Source organism: Pseudomonas sp. UBA7500 (assembly GCF_002478435.1).
GTDB classification, from domain to species: Bacteria; Pseudomonadota; Gammaproteobacteria; order Pseudomonadales; family Pseudomonadaceae; genus Aquipseudomonas; species Aquipseudomonas palmensis.
The window spans coordinates 158,235-174,970 of sequence record NZ_DLNW01000006.1 but is presented as its reverse complement, the minus strand read 5'-3'; the positions used below and the strand labels follow the sequence as shown (position 1 = coordinate 174,970).

Annotated in this window: 15 protein-coding genes and 1 pseudogene; 4 read left to right on the top strand and 12 right to left on the bottom strand. The window is 63.3% G+C overall.

The features are described from left to right. Nucleotides 1-43 precede the first annotated feature (43 nt). From B4I46_RS05770 to hmpA, 10 genes are all read right to left on the bottom strand, one after another. On the bottom strand, nt 44-418 hold the full coding sequence (locus B4I46_RS05770) for a YkgJ family cysteine cluster protein (protein WP_043864412.1): 375 nt from the start codon (nt 416-418) through the stop codon (nt 44-46). A gap of 179 nt (nt 419-597) precedes the next feature. After that, nucleotides 598-1,833, bottom strand: coding sequence for an alanine transaminase (gene alaC, locus B4I46_RS05765; protein ID WP_286898998.1), 1,236 nt, complete (start codon nt 1,831-1,833; stop codon nt 598-600). A 148-nt stretch (nt 1,834-1,981) separates the two neighbouring features. Next, nucleotides 1,982-3,109 carry a hypothetical protein gene (locus tag B4I46_RS05760; protein WP_058541385.1) on the bottom strand — a complete coding sequence of 376 codons (1,128 nt, stop codon included), beginning with the start codon at nt 3,107-3,109 and terminating at the stop codon, nt 1,982-1,984. A gap of 851 nt (nt 3,110-3,960) precedes the next feature. Then, nucleotides 3,961-4,848: a heme o synthase gene (cyoE, locus tag B4I46_RS05755; protein WP_043864408.1), complete on the bottom strand. Its 888-nt coding sequence runs from the start codon at nt 4,846-4,848 to the stop codon at nt 3,961-3,963. Between the two features lie 11 nt (nt 4,849-4,859). Further along, a complete protein-coding gene (cyoD, locus tag B4I46_RS05750; RefSeq protein WP_043864407.1) occupies nt 4,860-5,192 on the bottom strand; it encodes a cytochrome o ubiquinol oxidase subunit IV in 333 nt (110 codons plus the stop codon). Further along, the gene (gene cyoC / locus B4I46_RS05745; protein WP_043864406.1) at nt 5,193-5,816 is read right to left on the bottom strand and encodes a cytochrome o ubiquinol oxidase subunit III; all 624 of its coding nucleotides are present in this window, start codon (nt 5,814-5,816) and stop codon (nt 5,193-5,195) included. A gap of 3 nt (nt 5,817-5,819) precedes the next feature. Beyond that, a complete protein-coding gene (cyoB, locus tag B4I46_RS05740; RefSeq protein WP_043864405.1) occupies nt 5,820-7,838 on the bottom strand; it encodes a cytochrome o ubiquinol oxidase subunit I in 2,019 nt (672 codons plus the stop codon). A 3-nt stretch (nt 7,839-7,841) separates the two neighbouring features. Next, nucleotides 7,842-8,783, bottom strand: a complete 942-nt coding sequence (gene cyoA, locus B4I46_RS05735; protein WP_043864404.1) for a ubiquinol oxidase subunit II — start codon at nt 8,781-8,783, stop codon at nt 7,842-7,844. A 562-nt stretch (nt 8,784-9,345) separates the two neighbouring features. Continuing rightward, nucleotides 9,346-9,852, bottom strand: coding sequence for a disulfide bond formation protein B (locus tag B4I46_RS05730; RefSeq protein ID WP_286898993.1), 507 nt, complete (start codon nt 9,850-9,852; stop codon nt 9,346-9,348). Between the two features lie 181 nt (nt 9,853-10,033). Then, complete coding sequence (hmpA, locus tag B4I46_RS05725) at nt 10,034-11,215, bottom strand: NO-inducible flavohemoprotein (RefSeq protein WP_054916293.1); 1,182 nt, start codon at nt 11,213-11,215, stop codon at nt 10,034-10,036. A 155-nt stretch (nt 11,216-11,370) separates the two neighbouring features. Here hmpA and norR point away from each other — a divergent pair, with 155 nt between their 5' ends. The 4 genes from norR to B4I46_RS05705 all read left to right on the top strand — a co-directional run bounded on the left by norR (nt 11,371) and on the right by B4I46_RS05705 (nt 15,111). Continuing rightward, nucleotides 11,371-12,918: a nitric oxide reductase transcriptional regulator NorR gene (gene norR / locus B4I46_RS05720; protein WP_043864401.1), complete on the top strand. Its 1,548-nt coding sequence runs from the start codon at nt 11,371-11,373 to the stop codon at nt 12,916-12,918. An 81-nt stretch (nt 12,919-12,999) separates the two neighbouring features. Beyond that, the gene (locus tag B4I46_RS05715; protein WP_043864400.1) at nt 13,000-13,899 is read left to right on the top strand and encodes a chemotaxis protein; all 900 of its coding nucleotides are present in this window, start codon (nt 13,000-13,002) and stop codon (nt 13,897-13,899) included. Nucleotides 13,900-14,065: 166 nt separating this feature from the next. Then, nucleotides 14,066-14,371, top strand: coding sequence for a hypothetical protein (locus B4I46_RS05710; RefSeq protein ID WP_286898990.1), 306 nt, complete (start codon nt 14,066-14,068; stop codon nt 14,369-14,371). After that, nucleotides 14,350-15,111, top strand: coding sequence for a YkgJ family cysteine cluster protein (locus B4I46_RS05705; RefSeq protein ID WP_078479911.1), 762 nt, complete (start codon nt 14,350-14,352; stop codon nt 15,109-15,111). Before B4I46_RS05710 ends, B4I46_RS05705 begins: the two co-directional genes overlap by 22 nt. A 7-nt stretch (nt 15,112-15,118) precedes the next feature. Here the strand turns inward: B4I46_RS05705 and B4I46_RS05700 are convergent, their stop codons facing one another. Both B4I46_RS05700 and B4I46_RS25575 read right to left on the bottom strand, forming a co-directional pair. Continuing rightward, nucleotides 15,119-16,210, bottom strand: a complete 1,092-nt coding sequence (locus tag B4I46_RS05700; RefSeq protein ID WP_387517202.1) for a methyl-accepting chemotaxis protein — start codon at nt 16,208-16,210, stop codon at nt 15,119-15,121. A 162-nt stretch (nt 16,211-16,372) separates the two neighbouring features. Then, nucleotides 16,373-16,702: pseudogene (locus B4I46_RS25575) on the bottom strand (PAS domain-containing protein); the annotation flags it as partial. Nucleotides 16,703-16,736 lie beyond the last annotated feature (34 nt).

Genomic DNA, 16,736 nt, shown 5'->3' with positions numbered 1-16,736 from the left:
CAGGGCCTCGTCAAACTTACAGCGTCAGCCAACCGACGAACGGTCAGGCCACCTCCGGGTCTTCGGCGGGCCAGAACGGCTCGTTGGCTTCCAGAGGGGGCAGGCCGTGGGCGGCCCGCGCCGCGTTGCAGTCGTCGTTGGGCTGGCCATTGACCCAGGCGGCATCGAACTCGCGGCAGGGGCTGGAGCGCTGGGCATAGAGCGAACAGCTGACGCTCTTGCCGATCTCGCCTTCAAGCCCTATGCAGCGACACGGCTTGGCGTCGGTGCCGATCATCGCCACCCGGGTCGGGTTGATCTGCACCACCAGTTCATCAGGCACGACACCCCCGGCCGAGGTGCATTCACCCCAGAAAAAGGACACACGGAAATACGCGCAGCAGGCACCGCAAGTCAAACAAGGATTGTTTTCGGACATGATTTGGGATGGGGGGAGAAGTATCGTTGGAGGGAGAAACCCGACGATCATTCTATGCTTCGGCGTGGCGTTGAAAAGGGGGGCAGTGAAAGAAATATGGGCGGCCGACGGAAGGCGGTGTCGCGCCCTTCGCCGGCAAGGCCGGCTCCTACGGGAGCAGGCCTTGCCGGCGAGGTGCATCACGACGTGCGTGAAGCCCTGGCCGCCTTCGGCGCCTCGATGCCATCGGCACGGAACATCTGGCGGATGCCGCGCACCGCCTGGCGAATGCGGTCCTGGTTCTCGATCAGGGCAAAGCGCACATGGTCATCGCCATAGTCGCCAAAGCCGATGCCCGGCGACACGCATACCTTGGCTTCGGCCAGCAGCTTCTTGGCGAACTCCAAAGAACCCAGGTGCGCATACTGCTCGGGGATCTTGGCCCACACGTACATCGAGGCCTTGGGGTTCTCGACCATCCAGCCGGTCTCGTGCAGGCCCTTGACCAGCATGTTGCGCCGCTGGCGGTACTGCTCGGCGATGTCGCGCACGCACTGCTGGTCGCCTTCGAGCGCCGCGATCGCCGCCACCTGCAACGGCGTGAAGGTGCCGTAGTCGTGGTAGCTCTTGATTCGCGCCAGGGCGTTGACCAGCTCCGGGTTGCCGACCATGAAGCCGATCCGCCAGCCGGCCATGTTGTAGCTCTTGGACAGCGTGAAGAACTCCACGGCGATGTCCTTGGCACCCGGCACCTGCATGATCGACGGGGCCTTCCAGCCGTCGTAGACGATGTCGGCATAGGCCAGGTCGTGGATCACCAGCACGTCGTACTGCTTGGCCAGTGCCACCACCCGCTCGAAGAAGTCCAGCTCCACGCACTGCGCGGTGGGGTTGGAGGGGAACCCCAGGATCATCATCTTGGGCTTGGGGATCGACTCGCGGATCGCCCGTTCCAGCTCGTTGAAGAAGTCCACGCCGGGCACCAGCGGCACCGAACGCACCTGGGCCCCGGCGATCACCGCGCCGTAGATGTGGATCGGGTAGCTGGGGTTGGGCACCAGCACGGTATCGCCGTGGTCCAGGGTGGCCAGCATCAGGTGGGCCAGGCCCTCCTTGGAGCCGATGGTGACAATGGCTTCGGACTCGGGGTCGATCTCGACGTCGTAGCGGTCCTTGTACCAGTGCGAGATGGCCCGGCGCAGGCGCGGGATACCGCGCGAGGTGGAGTAGCCGTGGGTGTCTTCGCGCTGGGCGACCTGTACCAGCTTCTCGACGATGTGCGGCGGCGTGGCCCCGTCGGGGTTGCCCATGCTCAGGTCGATGATGTCTTCGCCACGACGGCGCGCGGCCATCTTGAGTTCGGCGGTGATGTTGAATACGTAGGGGGGGAGACGATCTATGCGCGCAAAGCGGCGCGGCGAACCTTGGTCAGCCATGGTTACCTCGAGGACGTAAGCGCCCGGAACCGTCCGAGCGACGTTGGCCACTGCGGTGGCCGAGGCAGAAGATAGTGCCTGCAGGCAATGCCTGTAAAGTGGATTCGATCGCGGGCCGCGCAGCGCGGCCGCGACCGATGCCGGGGTGTCAGCACAGACGCTCGAACGACAGCGAGCGCCAGCTCCCCACATCCAGGCCCTCCTCCGGCGCCATGTGGGCCCCGCGCACGAAGCTGAAAGCCTTGCGCATATCGCCCTGGTGGACCAGCCGATGCTCCCCTTCGGACTCGCTCAGCAGCGTGTAGGAGTGCTTGCGCATGGCCCTGTAGCGGGCATCGTCGCGGTCCATGGCATCCAGGTAGTCGGCCACCTGCCCTTCGCTCAGCTCAAGGCGTTTTTGCAGCGTCACGCCCCAGCGGGTCAGGCAGGTTTCGGCAAAATGGCGCACGATCAGGCCCGGGTCGGGCAGCTCGTTGCCGGCACTGGCGCCATCGGCCGAGGCATTGCCCACCAGCGTGGCGTGGCGTCCTGGCAGCGGAAAGATGTGGACACGGGTATCGGGATAGGTGGACGGGATGACGCAGGCGAAGCCCTTGGAGCGCTCGTCGCGAGAAAAGAAACCCACGTACTCCTTCACGTTGGTGCGCAGGTGCAGGCGGTGTGGCTGCAGGTTGTTGATCCCGGGCACGGGGTCGATGGCAAAGATGTTCACCGGCACGTGGGCCAGTTGCGGGTCGTCGGCCATGGCGTTGGCGAGCATGTGGGCACTGATGCCGCCGCGGCTCCAGCCCACGATGTTGACCTGATCGGGAATCAGGCCGTCCTTGCGGTGCATGCGGATGATGCCTTCCTGGAGTTGCTGCGGGGTCACGCCGCGGTCGCCATAGTCGTACTGGCGCCAGAACCAGGAACCCTCCTTCTTCACGTCCTCGATCGGCACGCCGGCTGACTTCAGGCGGTTGTAGTCCTGCTCTGTGAGTTTTTCGCGCTGCCAGGTGCAGGAGCCCTTGATGACCTGCAGGGCGTGGGCCACGTTCTGCTCCCAGCCGGCGCCGAACAGGGTGCCGGTGAGGCCGTATTCCTTGTTTTCGATGAACAGGTCATCGGCCTGCAGGTTGCCGCTGCCCGGGCCGTCGATGGCGATCCAGTTGGCGAACTCGCGGCTCTGGTCGTTGGAAGCAAGCGTGGCGACCAGTTCGCCGTTCCAGAAATTGGGGTTCTGGTCATCGAAACGGTGCGATCCGGTGCCGCAGAAGTAAACGGTCAGAATGCTCATGGCGGTGTGCTCCTTGGGGTGGGAAGCCGTCACGCTAGCAATGCCGGGGGTTGCGTGTTCAGCGGGGAGTGGTGCCCGGGTGGGAGGGATTGCCGGCCGTTGGCACGCACCGATCCAGAGGCCTTGCTCCGGCTGGTGATCTTGCTCTGGTTTTTGATCTGCTTTTGATCTGCTTTTGATCTTCTGGCCCTTCAGGAGGCCGAGTGGAGCGCCTGCGTAGTGGGGTGTAGGGCCATGGATGGCCCGGAAAGTGCCGACGGGCAGGGACGCCCGTGCGGCGCGGCCCCCGGAGCAGGTGCGGAGCGAGGGGACCCGGAGCGAAGCGTAGGGCCGTATGCAGGGCCCAGCCTTTTTGGTTACTTTTGGGGCGTTTGCCAAAAGTGACCCGCTGTAAGAGCGGAAGGCGCCGCTCGCAGCGCTATCCATGTCGGATAATCACACCGACATGAAAATCGACAATCATGTGCTTATCCAGCATGGATATCGACATTTAGGGCCCCTTCCGCTCTTACAGCGGCTTACTTTTTTCTTGGAAAAAGTAAGCAAAACCGCTCCGTCCAGCATCCGGCCCTACGCTTCGCTACGGGTCCCCTCATTCCACCCACGCTCCGTGGGGCCGCGCCGCACGGGCGTCCCTGCCCGTCGGCACTTTCCGGGCCATCCATGGCCCTACACCCCACTACACGCGGGCTCCATTCGGCCTCCTGAAGGACGGAAAGATCAAAAGCAAAAGCAAAAGCAAGAGCAAGAGCAAGAGCAAGAGCAAGAGCGGGAGCGGGAGCGAAGCCGTTTCTGAAGGGCAAAAAAAACCCCGGCACCTTTCGGCCCGGGGTCTCTTTCAACACATCAGATCAATGCGCGTAGGTCAGCAGCAGCTCGGTCGGCACCTTGGTGTCCAACGACATCATCACGCTCAACGCAGTGATGGTGAAGATGGAAAACACGAACAGCTTGCGCGCCCACAGGCGATCATCCACAGCCTTGTAGCCGGTCCAGGCCATGTACAACCAGTACATGCCCATCGCCGCCGCAACAGCCATGTAGCTCATGCCGGCATAACCACCGATGGTCAGCATCAGGGTCGCTGCCAGGAACGCCACGATGTACCAGAGGATGTGTTTCTTGGCCACCAGGATGCCACGCTTGACCGGCAGTACCGGAATCGAGGCCGCCAGGTAGTCGTTGAAGCGGAAGATCGCGATCGCATAGGAATGCGGCATCTGCCACAGGCTGAACATCACCAGCAGGGTCAACGCAGCCAGGTCGAAGCTGTTGCTCACGGCGCAGTAGCCGATCACCGGAGGCATGGCACCGGACAGGCTGCCTACCAGGGTGCCGTGCACCGATTTGCGCTTCAGGTACAGGCTGTAGAAACCCACGTAGATGATGAACCCGATCAGGCCGAACAACGCTGCCAGGGCATTGGCCTGCACGTACAGCAGGCCAAGCCCGGCCACCCCGAGCAGGGTGGCGTAGGCCAGCGCGATCTTCAGCGAGACCTGCCCTTGAACCATCACACGGTTCTTGGTGCGCTCCATCTTGATGTCGATGTCACGGTCGATGCAGTTGTTGAACACGCAACCGGACGCCACCACCAGCGAAGTGCCGATCACCGTGGCCAGGAACAGCATGAAGTCCACATGCCCTTGCGCGGCAAGGAAGAAACCGCCTGCCACAGAAAGCACGTTACCGAAAATGATCCCCGGTTTGGTGATTTGGATAAAGTGCTTAAAGGACATGCCGTCTTACCTCACTTCGCCATCATGCTGGTGTGGATGCTGAACATGATCCACAGCGACAGGCCGACCAACAGTGCAATGACCAACCCGGTGAACAGGAAGGCGCTGACGTTCTCACGCTGCTCTGGCGAACGGTCCAGGTGCAGGAAGTAGTACAGGTGCACGACGATCTGGATGACCGCGAAGGCCACCACGATCAGTACGGTCATGTCTTTGGGCAAGGTCGGGTACATCACCAGACCGAACGGGATCAGCGTCAGGATCACCGACAGTACGAAGCCGATTGCGTACGACTTCACGCTGCCGTGGCTGCCCTCGGCGTGCTCGTTATGTGCGTTAGCCATTTACAGAACCCCCAGCAGATAGACAACGGTGAATACGCAGATCCAGACCACGTCCAGGAAGTGCCAGAACAGGCTCAGGCAACCCATGCGGGTCTTGGCCGAACCGGTGATGCCCTTCTTCTGGATCTGGTACATCATCACGGCCATCCAGATCAGACCACCGGTCACGTGCAGACCGTGGGTGCCGACCAGGGCGAAGAAGCCCGACAGGAAGCCGCTGCGCTGCGGGCCGAAGCCTTCGCTGATCAGCAGGTGGAACTCGTTGACTTCCATGACGATGAAGCCAAGGCCGAGCAGGAAGGTGACTGCCAGCCAGGCCAGTACACCGTTCTTGTTGCCCTTGTACATCTGCAGCATGGCGAAGCCGAAGGTGATACTGGAGAACAGCAGCAGCGCGGTTTCAGCCAGTACATACGGCAATTCGAAGATGTCGTGACCCGACGGGCCGCCGGCAAAGTTGCCGGACAGCACCGCGTAGGCTGCGAAGATCGACGCAAACAGGATGCAGTCGGTCATCAGGTACAGCCAGAAACCGAATACGGTCATCTGGCCCGAGTCGTGGTGTTCTTCGTGCCCATGGTCGTGACCATGAGCAGCATCAGCATTGATTACATGACTGGACATTGATTAAACCCGTTCAAACGATTCGACAGGCGCACCGACTGGCGAGCCGGTAGCCAGACCGAGGTGCTTCAGACGCTCACCTTCGATACGTGCCACTTCCTCGGCAGGAACCATGTAGCCCTGGTCGTCACGCGCAGCGTGAGCAACGAAGACAGCGATGGTGCCGATCAGGCCGACCGCGGCCAACCACCAGATGTGCCAGATGGTGGCGAAACCGAAGACGGTCAACAGCGCGCCCATGTACAGACCGGTAGCGGTGTTGTTCGGCATGTGGATCGGTGCGTACTGGGCCGGAGCCTTGTAGGCGATACCGGCGCGCTTGGCTTCGGTCCATGCGTCCAGGCCGACTTTTTCCGGCATGGTGGCGAAGTTGTAGAACGGCGGTGGCGACGAGGTCGACCATTCCAGGGTATGCGCATTCCATGGGTCGCCAGTGACGTCCATGTTGTCCTTGCGATCGCGGATCGACACGTACAGCTGGATCAGCTGGCAGGCGATACCGAACAGGATCAGCACGGCACCGACCACGGCCACGTACAGGTACGGTTCCCAGGCAGGGTTGTCCGAGTGGTTCAGACGACGGGTCATGCCCATGAAGCCCAGTGCGTACAGCGGCATGAAGGCCACGTAGAAACCGGAGATCCAGAACCAGAAGGCAGCCTTGCCCCACTTCTCGTTCAGGGTGAAACCGAAGGCTTTCGGGAACCAGAAGGCGAAGCCGGCAATGTAGCCGAACACCGCACCACCGATGATCACGTTGTGGAAGTGAGCGATCACGAACAGGCTGTTGTGCAGCACGAAGTCAGCACCAGGTACGGCCAGCAGTACGCCGGTCATGCCGCCGATCGAGAAGGTCACCATGAAGCCCAGGGTCCACAGCACTGGCGCGGTGAAGCGCAGACGGCCCTGGTAGATCGTGAACAGCCAGTTGAACAGCTTGACCCCGGTCGGGATCGAAATGAGCATGGTCGCCAGACCGAAGAAGGTGTTGACGCTGGCGCCCGAACCCATGGTGAAGAAGTGGTGCAGCCATACGCCGAAGCCCAGAACCGAGATCGCACCCGAGGCGTAGATCATCGACTTGTGACCGAACAGGCGCTTGCCGGTAAAGGTCGAGATGACTTCCGAGAACACGCCGAACGCCGGCAGGATCAGGATGTACACCTCAGGGTGACCCCATGCCCAGAACAGGTTGACGTACATCATCGGGTTCCCACCAAGCTCGTTGGTGAAAATGTGGAAGTCCAGATAACGGTCAACGGTCAGCAGTGCCAGGGTCGCGGTCAGGATCGGGAACGAAGCCACGATCAGGATGTTGGCCCAGGTGCAGGTCCAGGTGAAGATCGGCATGTCCATCAGCTTCATGCCAGGGGCGCGCATTTTCAGCACGGTGGCCAGGAAGTTGACACCGGTCAGCGTTGTCCCCAATCCGGATATCTGTAGCGCCCAGATGTAGTAGTCGACACCGACCCCAGGGCTGTACTGGATACCCGCCAGCGGTGGATAGGCCACCCAGCCGGTCTTGGCGAACTCGCCCACGCCCAGGGAGATGTTGACCAGCGCAACGCCGGACACCAGCAGCCAGAAGCTCAGGGAGTTGAGGAACGGGAAGGCAACGTCACGTGCACCGATCTGCAGAGGCAGGGCCAGGTTCATCAGGCCGGTGAAGAACGGCATCGCCATGAAGATGATCATGATCACACCGTGAGCGGTGAAGATCTGGTCATAGTGTTCAGGAGGCAGATAGCCCTCGGCGCCGCCAGTGGCCATGGCCAGCTGGGTACGCATCATGATGGCGTCGGCAAAGCCGCGCAGCAGCATGACCATCGCGACGATGATGTACATCACCCCGATCTTCTTGTGGTCGACCGACGTCAGCCACTCGGTCCACAAGTAGGTCCACTTGCGGAAATAGGTGATTGCAGCAACCAACGCGAGACCGCCGAGCGCGATCATGGCGAGGGTCACCATGACTATCGGCTCGTGATACGGGATCGCGTCCAGACTAAGTTTACCGAACATCTTTTACTCCTCTGCCCCAGCAGCTGAATGCATACTCACGTCCATCGCTTCGGCCGCTTCTTTGTGCTCTTTCTTCTCGTGCACCACCGGCTTGCCACGGTTCATGCCCTCGTACTTGTCGACGATGGACTGGAACATGTTTTCCGGGGCCACGCTGTAGAGCGCAACCGGGTTGTTTTCGCTAGGTTTGGCCAGAGCCTCGTAGGTGGCCTTGTCCAGTTGTTGCGGCGACTGCTTGACCTCGTTGACCCACGCCTCGAAATCTTCCTGGGACGTGGCGATCGCCTTGAACTTCATGCCGGTGAAGCCGGCACCGCTGTAGTTGGCGGAGATCCCGTCGAACTCGGCGTTCTGGTTGGCAATCAGGTGCAGCTTGGTGGTCATGCCCGCCATCGCGTAGATCTGGCCGCCCAGGCCCGGGATGAAGAACGAGTTCATCACGGCGTCGGAGGTCACGCGGAAATTGACCGGGGTGTTGGCCGGGAAGACGATCTTGTTGACCGTGGCAATACCCTGTTCCGGGTAGATGAACAGCCATTTCCAGTCCAGCGCGACCACGTCGATCTGCACCGGCTTCACGTCGGAATCCAGTGGACGGTACGGGTCCAGCTTGTGGGTGGAGAGGTAGGTGACATAACCCAGGGCGATGATGATCAGCACCGGGATGGACCATACGGCCACTTCGATCTTGGTCGAGTGCGACCAGTCAGGGGTGTAGGTGGCAGCCTTGTTGGAGGCGCGATACTTCCACGCGAACGCGATCGTCATGAAAATGACAGGAATCACCACCAGCAACATCAGGCCGGTAGCGATCAGGATCAGGTTCCTTTGCTCAATGCCGACCTGGCCCTTCGGGTCGAGCAGGGTCCAGTTGCACCCACTGAGTAAAAGCATGCCTAAAAAGGGCAGAATGCCAAACAGTCTGGGGTAACGCTTTTTACTCATCTCACGACCTCTAGAGCAGCTTGCTTCAATGCAATTTGTGTTTTGGTCGCCAACACTTCGTCCTGCCAAGCGTCAGCATTTATGGGATCGAATACGGTCACGCCGGAATTCAGCTGCGGCTGCTCGGCAGAACCGGTGTGCAACGGTGCTTATTGTTTTGACTTCGTAGGCAATCAGGCCTGTTTACAGACCAATTCCATTTGGTGCGGAAAATCACGGGAGGGGGGTCAGCCCGGCATCGCCGCAGGCGATGCTCGTCAGAGTCACGAAAGGGGCCGGAGCTCCTTTAATCCTGCAACTCGCAAGCGGTGCCGAACGGAAATTGGGGGCGATTGTAGTGACGTAACATGGCCATGACTATGACTTATTGAGCAACAGTCCTTTACAGAAAACGTAACAATAGCGCAGCAAAAATCAATTTCGCGACAGTTTGTCGCACCCCTGGCTGTAGCCCTGAAATGCCCGTACCGCAAGGGTTGGGACTTGATCCAGGTCAACCTGGAGGCGACTTCTTCGGAAAATTCTCAAGCCCTGCGCACTTGCCTCGACACGGGACTTTTGTCTAACGCTGGCGACGGTTGCGGTAGATGCCCAGCGGCACCAGCACGGCGGTCAGCACGAAGGCCAGCAGCGCCCATTGCGCCAGCGACAGCCCCAGCACCGGCGGGTACGGCGTCGAGCAGAAACCATCCACCTGGAACACCAGCGGCAGCACCGAGGCCAGCGGCAGGCCGTCGACGATCGGCTGCAGGGGGTCGATGCCGCAACTGACGGCCGGGTTGGCCAGAATGTAGGCGTGGTTGCCCGCTGCAGCAATGCCGCCGATGGCGCTCAGCACCACCAGGGCCTCGAACAGCGTGAGGCTGCGCCGCCCGGGCATGGCCGCACCGATGAAGGCGAACAGGGCGATGAACAGCAATGCATAGCGCTGCAGGATGCACAGTGGACATGGTGCCTCGCCCAGCACGATCTGCATGTACAGGGCACCGCCGATCAGCGCCAGGCAGATGGCGCCCAGCAGTACCAGAAAGCGCCGTTCCCGATTCAGGCGCTGCGTTAGATCGTTCATTCCCGTTCCCTTCACTAGATAGGTGGCTCAAGCCTGGGCGCAATTCTACACGCCGACCATGACCACAGGGAGTGAAGGTTAAACCGATTAAAAGAAGATTAAGGTCGGCAGCTTAGCCGGCGCCCACAGCACATGCGTGCACCTGCAGGCGCCGGCATTGCCGGCGAACAGGCCCCGGCCCTTACTCGAGTGCTGCCGCCGGCCCGAAGAACTCGTAGCGGCTCTGCTGCTCCGGCACCCCCAGGGCCTTGAGCTGACGCCTGATCGCCGCCATGAAGCCCTTGGGCCCCAGGAAGTACGCGTCCAGGTCACGCTCGACCGGCAGCCACTGCGCCAGTTGATCCTGGCTCAGCAGCCCCACGGCGTCGGCCGGCAGGCTCACCCCGTCATCCTCGGCGTAGCAATAGAAGCGCTTGAGCTGCGGATGACGCGCCGCGCGTTCGTCCACCCAGTCGCGAAACGCATGCACAGCACCGTTGCGCGCGCAATGAATGAAGTGCACCAGGCGACCGCTGGCCAGGGCCGCGTCGAGCATCGCCAGGGTCGGGGTGATCCCTACCCCGCCGCTGATCAGCACCAGCGGCTTGTCGCTGGCGCTCAGGGTGAACTCGCCCGCCGGCGGGAACAGCTCCAGGGTATCGCCCACCTGCAGTTGCTCATGCAGGTAGTTGGACACCTTGCCGCCCGCCTCGCGCTTGACGCTGATGCGGTACTCGCGGCCGTCACCCAGCGCCGACAATGAATAGTTGCGCCGGTGCTCCTGGCCATCGATCTGCACCTTCAGGCCCAGGTACTGGCCGGGCTCGCCCTTGAGGACCGGGCCGCCATCGAGCGGGGCGAAGTGGAACGAGACGATCTCGCTGCTCTCCTGCACCCGCGCCGCCAGCCGGAACGCCCGCGCACCGCGCCAGCCACCCGGCGCCTGGGCCTTCTGCTGGTACAGGCCCTCTTCGGCGCCGATCAGGATATCGGCCAGTTGCTGGTAGGCCGCGCCCCAGGCCGCGATGACCTCGGGGGTGGCGATCTCCTTGCCGAGCACCTCTTCGATGGCACGCAGCAGGCAGGCGCCGACGATCGGGTAATGCTCGGGCAGGATCTGCAGCGCCACGTGCTTGTTGATGATCTGGTTCACCAGGCCGCCCAGTTGCTCGAGCTGGTCGATATGGCGTGCATACATCAGTACGCCATTGGCCAGCGCCCGCGGCTGGTCGCCGCTGGCCTGGTTGGCCTGGTTGAACAACGGACGCACCTCGGGGTATTCGCTGAGCATCAGTTTGTAGAAATGCGTGGTCAGCGCCTCGCCGCCGCTTTCCAGCAGCGGAACGGTGGCTTTGACGATGGCACGATCTTGGGCATTGAGCATGGGTAACTCCCGGGCCTTATGGCTTCTGGATAATCTGCCCGGGTTGTTTCAGCTTTCGTGCCAACTATTAAATCCATATAAATCAATAGCTTGAATATTTTTGAGTCAAATTGACCACAGCCCTGCTAGAGTCATAAAGACTCGAAGGAGTCATCATGACCGCAAAATCCCTGCTTACCGCACTGCTGCCCCTGGTCAGCGACCTGTCTCGCGAGCTGCCCGAACGCGAACGCTACCGTCGCCTGCTCGAAGCCATGCGCGCCCTGTTGCCATGCGACGCCGCCGCGCTGCTGCGCCTGGATGGCGAATGGCTGGTCCCCCTGGCGGTGGACGGCCTGAGCCCCGACACCCTGGGCCGGCGCTTCAAGGTCAGCGAACACCCGCGCTTCGCCGCCCTGCTCAGCCGCAGCGAGCCGACCCGCTTTGCCAGCGACAGCCAGCTGCCCGACCCCTACGACGGCCTGGTCGAGGGCCTGCACCAGCACCTGGAGGTACACGACTGCATGGGCTGCCCGCTGTTCGTCGACGAACGGCCCTGGGGCCTGATCACCCTCGATGCGCTGGCCCCGGAGCGCTTCCAGCAGGTCGAGCTGGACGCCCTGCAGGCCTTCGCCAGCCTGGCCGCCGCCACGGTCAACGTGGCGCAACGTATCGAACGCCTGGCCCTGCGCGCCGAAGACGAACACCAGCGCGCCGAGATCTACCGCCAGGCCAGCGGCCAGCAGCACCAGGAACTGATCGGCCAGAGCAAGGCCCACAAGCACCTGCTCGAAGAGATCCGCCTGGTCGCCGGCAGCGACCTGACCGTACTGGTCACCGGTGAAACCGGAGTCGGCAAGGAGCTGGTGGCCCAGGCCATCCACCAGCAGTCGGCGCGTGCCGACAAGCCGATGATCAGCCTCAACTGTGCCGCCTTGCCCGACACCCTGGTCGAGAGCGAGCTGTTCGGCCATGTGCGCGGCGCCTTCACCGGCGCGGTGGGCGAGCGACGCGGCAAGTTCGAGCTGGCCAACGGCGGCACACTGTTTCTCGACGAAGTGGGCGAACTGTCGCTGGCCGTGCAGGCCAAGTTGCTGCGCGTGCTGCAAAGCGGACAGCTGCAGCGCCTGGGCTCGGACCAGGAGCACCAGGTGGATGTGCGCCTGATTGCCGCCACCAACCGCGACCTGGCCGAGGAAGTGCGTGCCGGGCGCTACCGCGCCGACTTCTACCACCGCCTGAGCGTGTACCCGCTGCGGGTGCCGGCGCTGCGCGAGCGCGGGCGCGACGTGCTGCTGCTCAGTGGCTACTTCCTGGAGCAGAACCGCTCGCGCATGGGCCTGAACAGCCTGCGCCTGAGCAGCGATGCCCAGGCCGCGCTGCTGGCGTACGACTGGCCGGGCAATGTGCGCGAACTGGAGCACCTGATCGGCCGCTCGTCGCTCAAGGCGCTGGGCCAGCACCCCGAGCGGCCGAAGATCCTCACCCTGGAGGCCCGCGACTTCGACCTGCCCGGCGCCGGCCCGGGGGCAGCGCCCAGCGTGGCGGCGCCACTGCCACCACCGCCCGGCACCGACCTGCGCCAGGCCCTGGACCTGTACCAGCGCCAGCTGATCGAGGCCTGCCTGGAGCGCCACCAGCACAACTGGGCCAGTGCCGCGCGCGAGCTGGGCCTGGACCGCGCCAACCTCAGCCGCCTGGCCCGCCGACTGGGGCTACGCTGAAGTGCAGTGGCGGATTAAAGCCTGGCGTGCTCGGGTCGATAACCCGGCAGATCCCTTATTCTCTTTGCCCTGAAGGTGCCTATGGCCTCGCAAAATGCCCGCGCCGACTCGCTGTCGCTGCTGCTGTTCACCCTGCGCAGCGGCAAGCTGATGGCAATCAACCTGCTCAAGGTCAGCGAGATCATCCCTTGCCCGCCCCTGACCAAGCTCCCGGAATCGCACCCGCACGTCAAAGGCGTGGCCACCCTGCGGGGCAACTCGCTGTCGGTCATCGACCTGTCGCGCGCCATCGGCGAGCGCCCGCTGGAAGACCCCAACGGCGGCTGCCTGATCGTCACCGACATCAGCCGCTCCAAGCAGGGCCTGCACGTGCAGGCGGTAAGCCGCATCGTGCATTGCCTGAGTACCGACATCAAGCCGCCGCCCTACGGGTCGAGCAGCAAGGCATTCATCACCGGGGTAACCCAGGTGGACGGCACGCTGGTGCAGGTGCTGGACATCGAAAAGGTCATTCACGGCATTGCGCCGCCGCCGCGTGAAGTGAGCAGCAGCGAGCTGAACCCCGAAGACGCCGCCGTTCTGCAGGCCACCAACATACTGGTGGTCGATGACAGCCATGTGGCACTCCACCAGTCGGTGCTGACCCTGCGCGGCCTGGGGCTGGAATGCCACACCGCCAAGAGCGCCAAGGATGCCATCGACACCCTGCTGGAGCTGCAGGGCACCGACCGGGAGATCAACGTAGTGGTCTCGGACATCGAGATGTCCGAGATGGACGGCTACGCCTTCACCCGCACGCTGCGCGAAACGCCTGACTTCCAGCACCTCTATGTACTGCTGCATACCTCGCTGGACAGCGCGATGAACAGCGAGAAAGCCCGGCTGGCAGGGGCGAACGCGGTGCTGACCAAGTTCTCCTCGCCGGAACTCACCGATTGCCTGATCGTGGCCGCGCGGGCGGTGGCTTTCGCCGAGCGCTGAGCTGGCCCCCTTCGCCGGCAAGGCCGGCTCCTACAGGCACCGCGTACCCTTGTAGGAGCCGGCCTTGCCGGCGAAAAAAACCGGACAAACGCTGAAACGCTCCCGCTCCTGCAAAAACCGATGCTCTGGCATAATCAGCGGCCTCTCCCCTCATGAGCCGCCCATCATGAAAGCCCTCACCTTCGCCCTGCTGGCCCTGTTCAGCCTCGGCGCCCATGCCTCCAGCGACCAGGCCTGGGCCGACCACGAACAAGCCCTGACCAGGGCCTGCCTCGCCGCCAGCCAGTTCAAGGATGCCCGGCCCGCCAGCAAGCCGGCCGAGTTCGACCACCGCGTCGGCTACAGTGCCCTGCTGATCAGCGGCCACTACCCGCAAAAGCACATGAAGAACCAGAAAGGCAGCGAGCTGTGCCTGTTCGACAAGCAGCGCAAGACTGCCTTCATCACCGAATGGACCCCCGCCAAACCGTGACCAGCGCTGCAACCTCACTCCAGTTCGACTGCACCGGCTGTGGCAAATGCTGCAATGGCCACCACGTTCCCCTGACCCTCGACGAAGCGCGCCACTGGGTGGCAGATGGCGGCCAGCTCATCGTGCTGGTGGAGGCCTTTCTGGCCAACGGCCTGGGCCTGCCCGACGCCCAGCGCGAGCACGCCACCCGCCGTGCCTGCGCCGTGCCCTGCGGCAGTACCCAGGCACACGTGGCCATCACCTTCGCCGCGTTCAACCCCGGCGCCTGCCGCAATCTGGATGCCGACAACCTGTGCCGCATCTATGAGCGCCGGCCGCTGGTGTGCCGCATCTACCCGATGGAAATCAACCCGCACATCCCGTTGCGCCCCGACGCCAAGGACTGCCCGACCGAAGCCTGGCAACGCGGTCCGGTACTGATCCACGGCAGCCAACTGATGGACCGCCAACTGGCCGAGCTGATCGAGCGCTCGCGCCAGGCCGACCGCGACGATATCCACGCCAAGGTGCAGATCTGCCAGCAACTGGGCATCACCACCAGCGCGCTCAAGGGCAACGGCTTCACCGCCTACCTGCCCGACACCGGGGCGCTGCACGCCGCCCTGCATGCCCCGGGCAACGCCGCGCTGGCGCCCTGGACCCTGCACGTGGAAAACCCGGCACTGGTCGAGCAACTGCATCAGGCCGGCGCCCGGGTGTGCAGCACATCGGCTGGCCACTACAGCTTCATCGGTTTCTGAGCGGCGCCTAGCGGCGCTGCCAGAACTCCTCGGCCAGGCGCCGGAGGTCTTCGGCCAGGCCGGCCACGTCGCTGGCGTTGGCATGCCCGTGCTGACCGGCCACCACGCTCTCTTCGCTGGCCTGGCGAATGCTGATGATGTTGCGGTTGATGTCTTCGCTGACCAGGCTCTGCTGCTCCACCGCCGCAGCAATCTGCAGGCTCATCTCGCTGATCTGGTTGACCTGCTGGCTGATGCCGTCCAGCGCCACCGCCGCCTGCTGCGCCTGCTCGACGCTCTGCCCGGCATGCTCGCGGCTCTCGTGCATGGCCTGCACCGCATCGCGGGTGCCGCGCTGCAAGGCGCTGATCATGCGCTGGATTTCGCCGGTGGACTCGGCCGTGCGCTTGGCCAGGCCGCGCACCTCATCGGCGACCACCGCAAAGCCACGCCCCTGATCCCCCGCCCGCGCCGCCTCGATGGCCGCGTTCAGTGCCAGCAGGTTGGTCTGCTCGGCGATGCTGTGGATAACCGACAGCACCCCGGAAATTTCCATGCTGTGGCCTTCCAGGGTGTGGATAACCTCGGTGGCAGCGCTCAGTGCGCTGGCCAGTTCGAGGATGCTGCTGCGGCTGCGGTCCACCAGCTGGTGACCATTCTGGGTGGCATCTTCGGCATGCTCGGCGGCCTCCGAAGCCTGCTGGGCATTGCTGGCCACCTCGGCCACGCTGGTGGTCATCTGGTTGATTGCCGCCGCCACCTGATCGGCCTCGCCTTGCTGGCCCAGCGTGGTGGTGTGGCTGTGCTGCAGGTGCTGGGCCAGCTCTGCGGTGTGGCCGGCCAGGCGCTGCGAGGTGTCGCCAATGCGCCCCACCACCGCCCCGATCTGCGCCTCGAGCATCAGCAGGGCGAACTCGATCTGCCCCACGGCGCCCGCCTTGCCGGTATACAGCTGCTGGCTCAACGGGTTGTCGGCAATCGACTGCGCCCGCACCCGTAGTTGTTCCAGTGGGCGCAGCAGCACCGACACCAGCAGCGCACTGAGCCCACCGGCGGCCACCAGCTCCAGCAGCCACTGCCACGGCAGCGTCGGCAACAGCAGGCGGCTGGTGCCCAGCACCACTGCCAGCACCAGGCCTGTGCCCAGCCCCAGTTGCAACGCCAGGCCAGGGCGCGGCAGGCGTTGCCACCAGGGCAACGGGCGCTGCTGGCGCAAGCGTGCATAGCAGCGTTCGGCGGCCTCCACCTGCGCCGGGGTGGGCTTGGTGCGCACCGACTGGTACTCCACCGTCTGGCCCTGGCTGGTGACCGGCGACACGAATGCGCTGACCCAGTAATGGTCGCCATTCTTGCAGCGGTTCTTCACCAGCCCCATCCACGAGCGGCCGGCCTTGAGGGTCTGCCACATCTGCGCAAAGGCCTGGGAAGGCATGTCGGGATGGCGTACCACATGGTGCAACTGGCCAATCAGCTCGTCGCGCTCGAACCCGCTGACCTTGAGAAAATCCTCGTTGGCATAGGTAATGGCGCTGGTCAGATCGGTGGTGGAAAGGATATTCGCGTCACCGGGGTAATCTACATTGCGGCCGGTCACAGGCAGATTGCTCTTCATCGAAAGCGCTCGCGTTTTTATAGGTGGAGGGGCG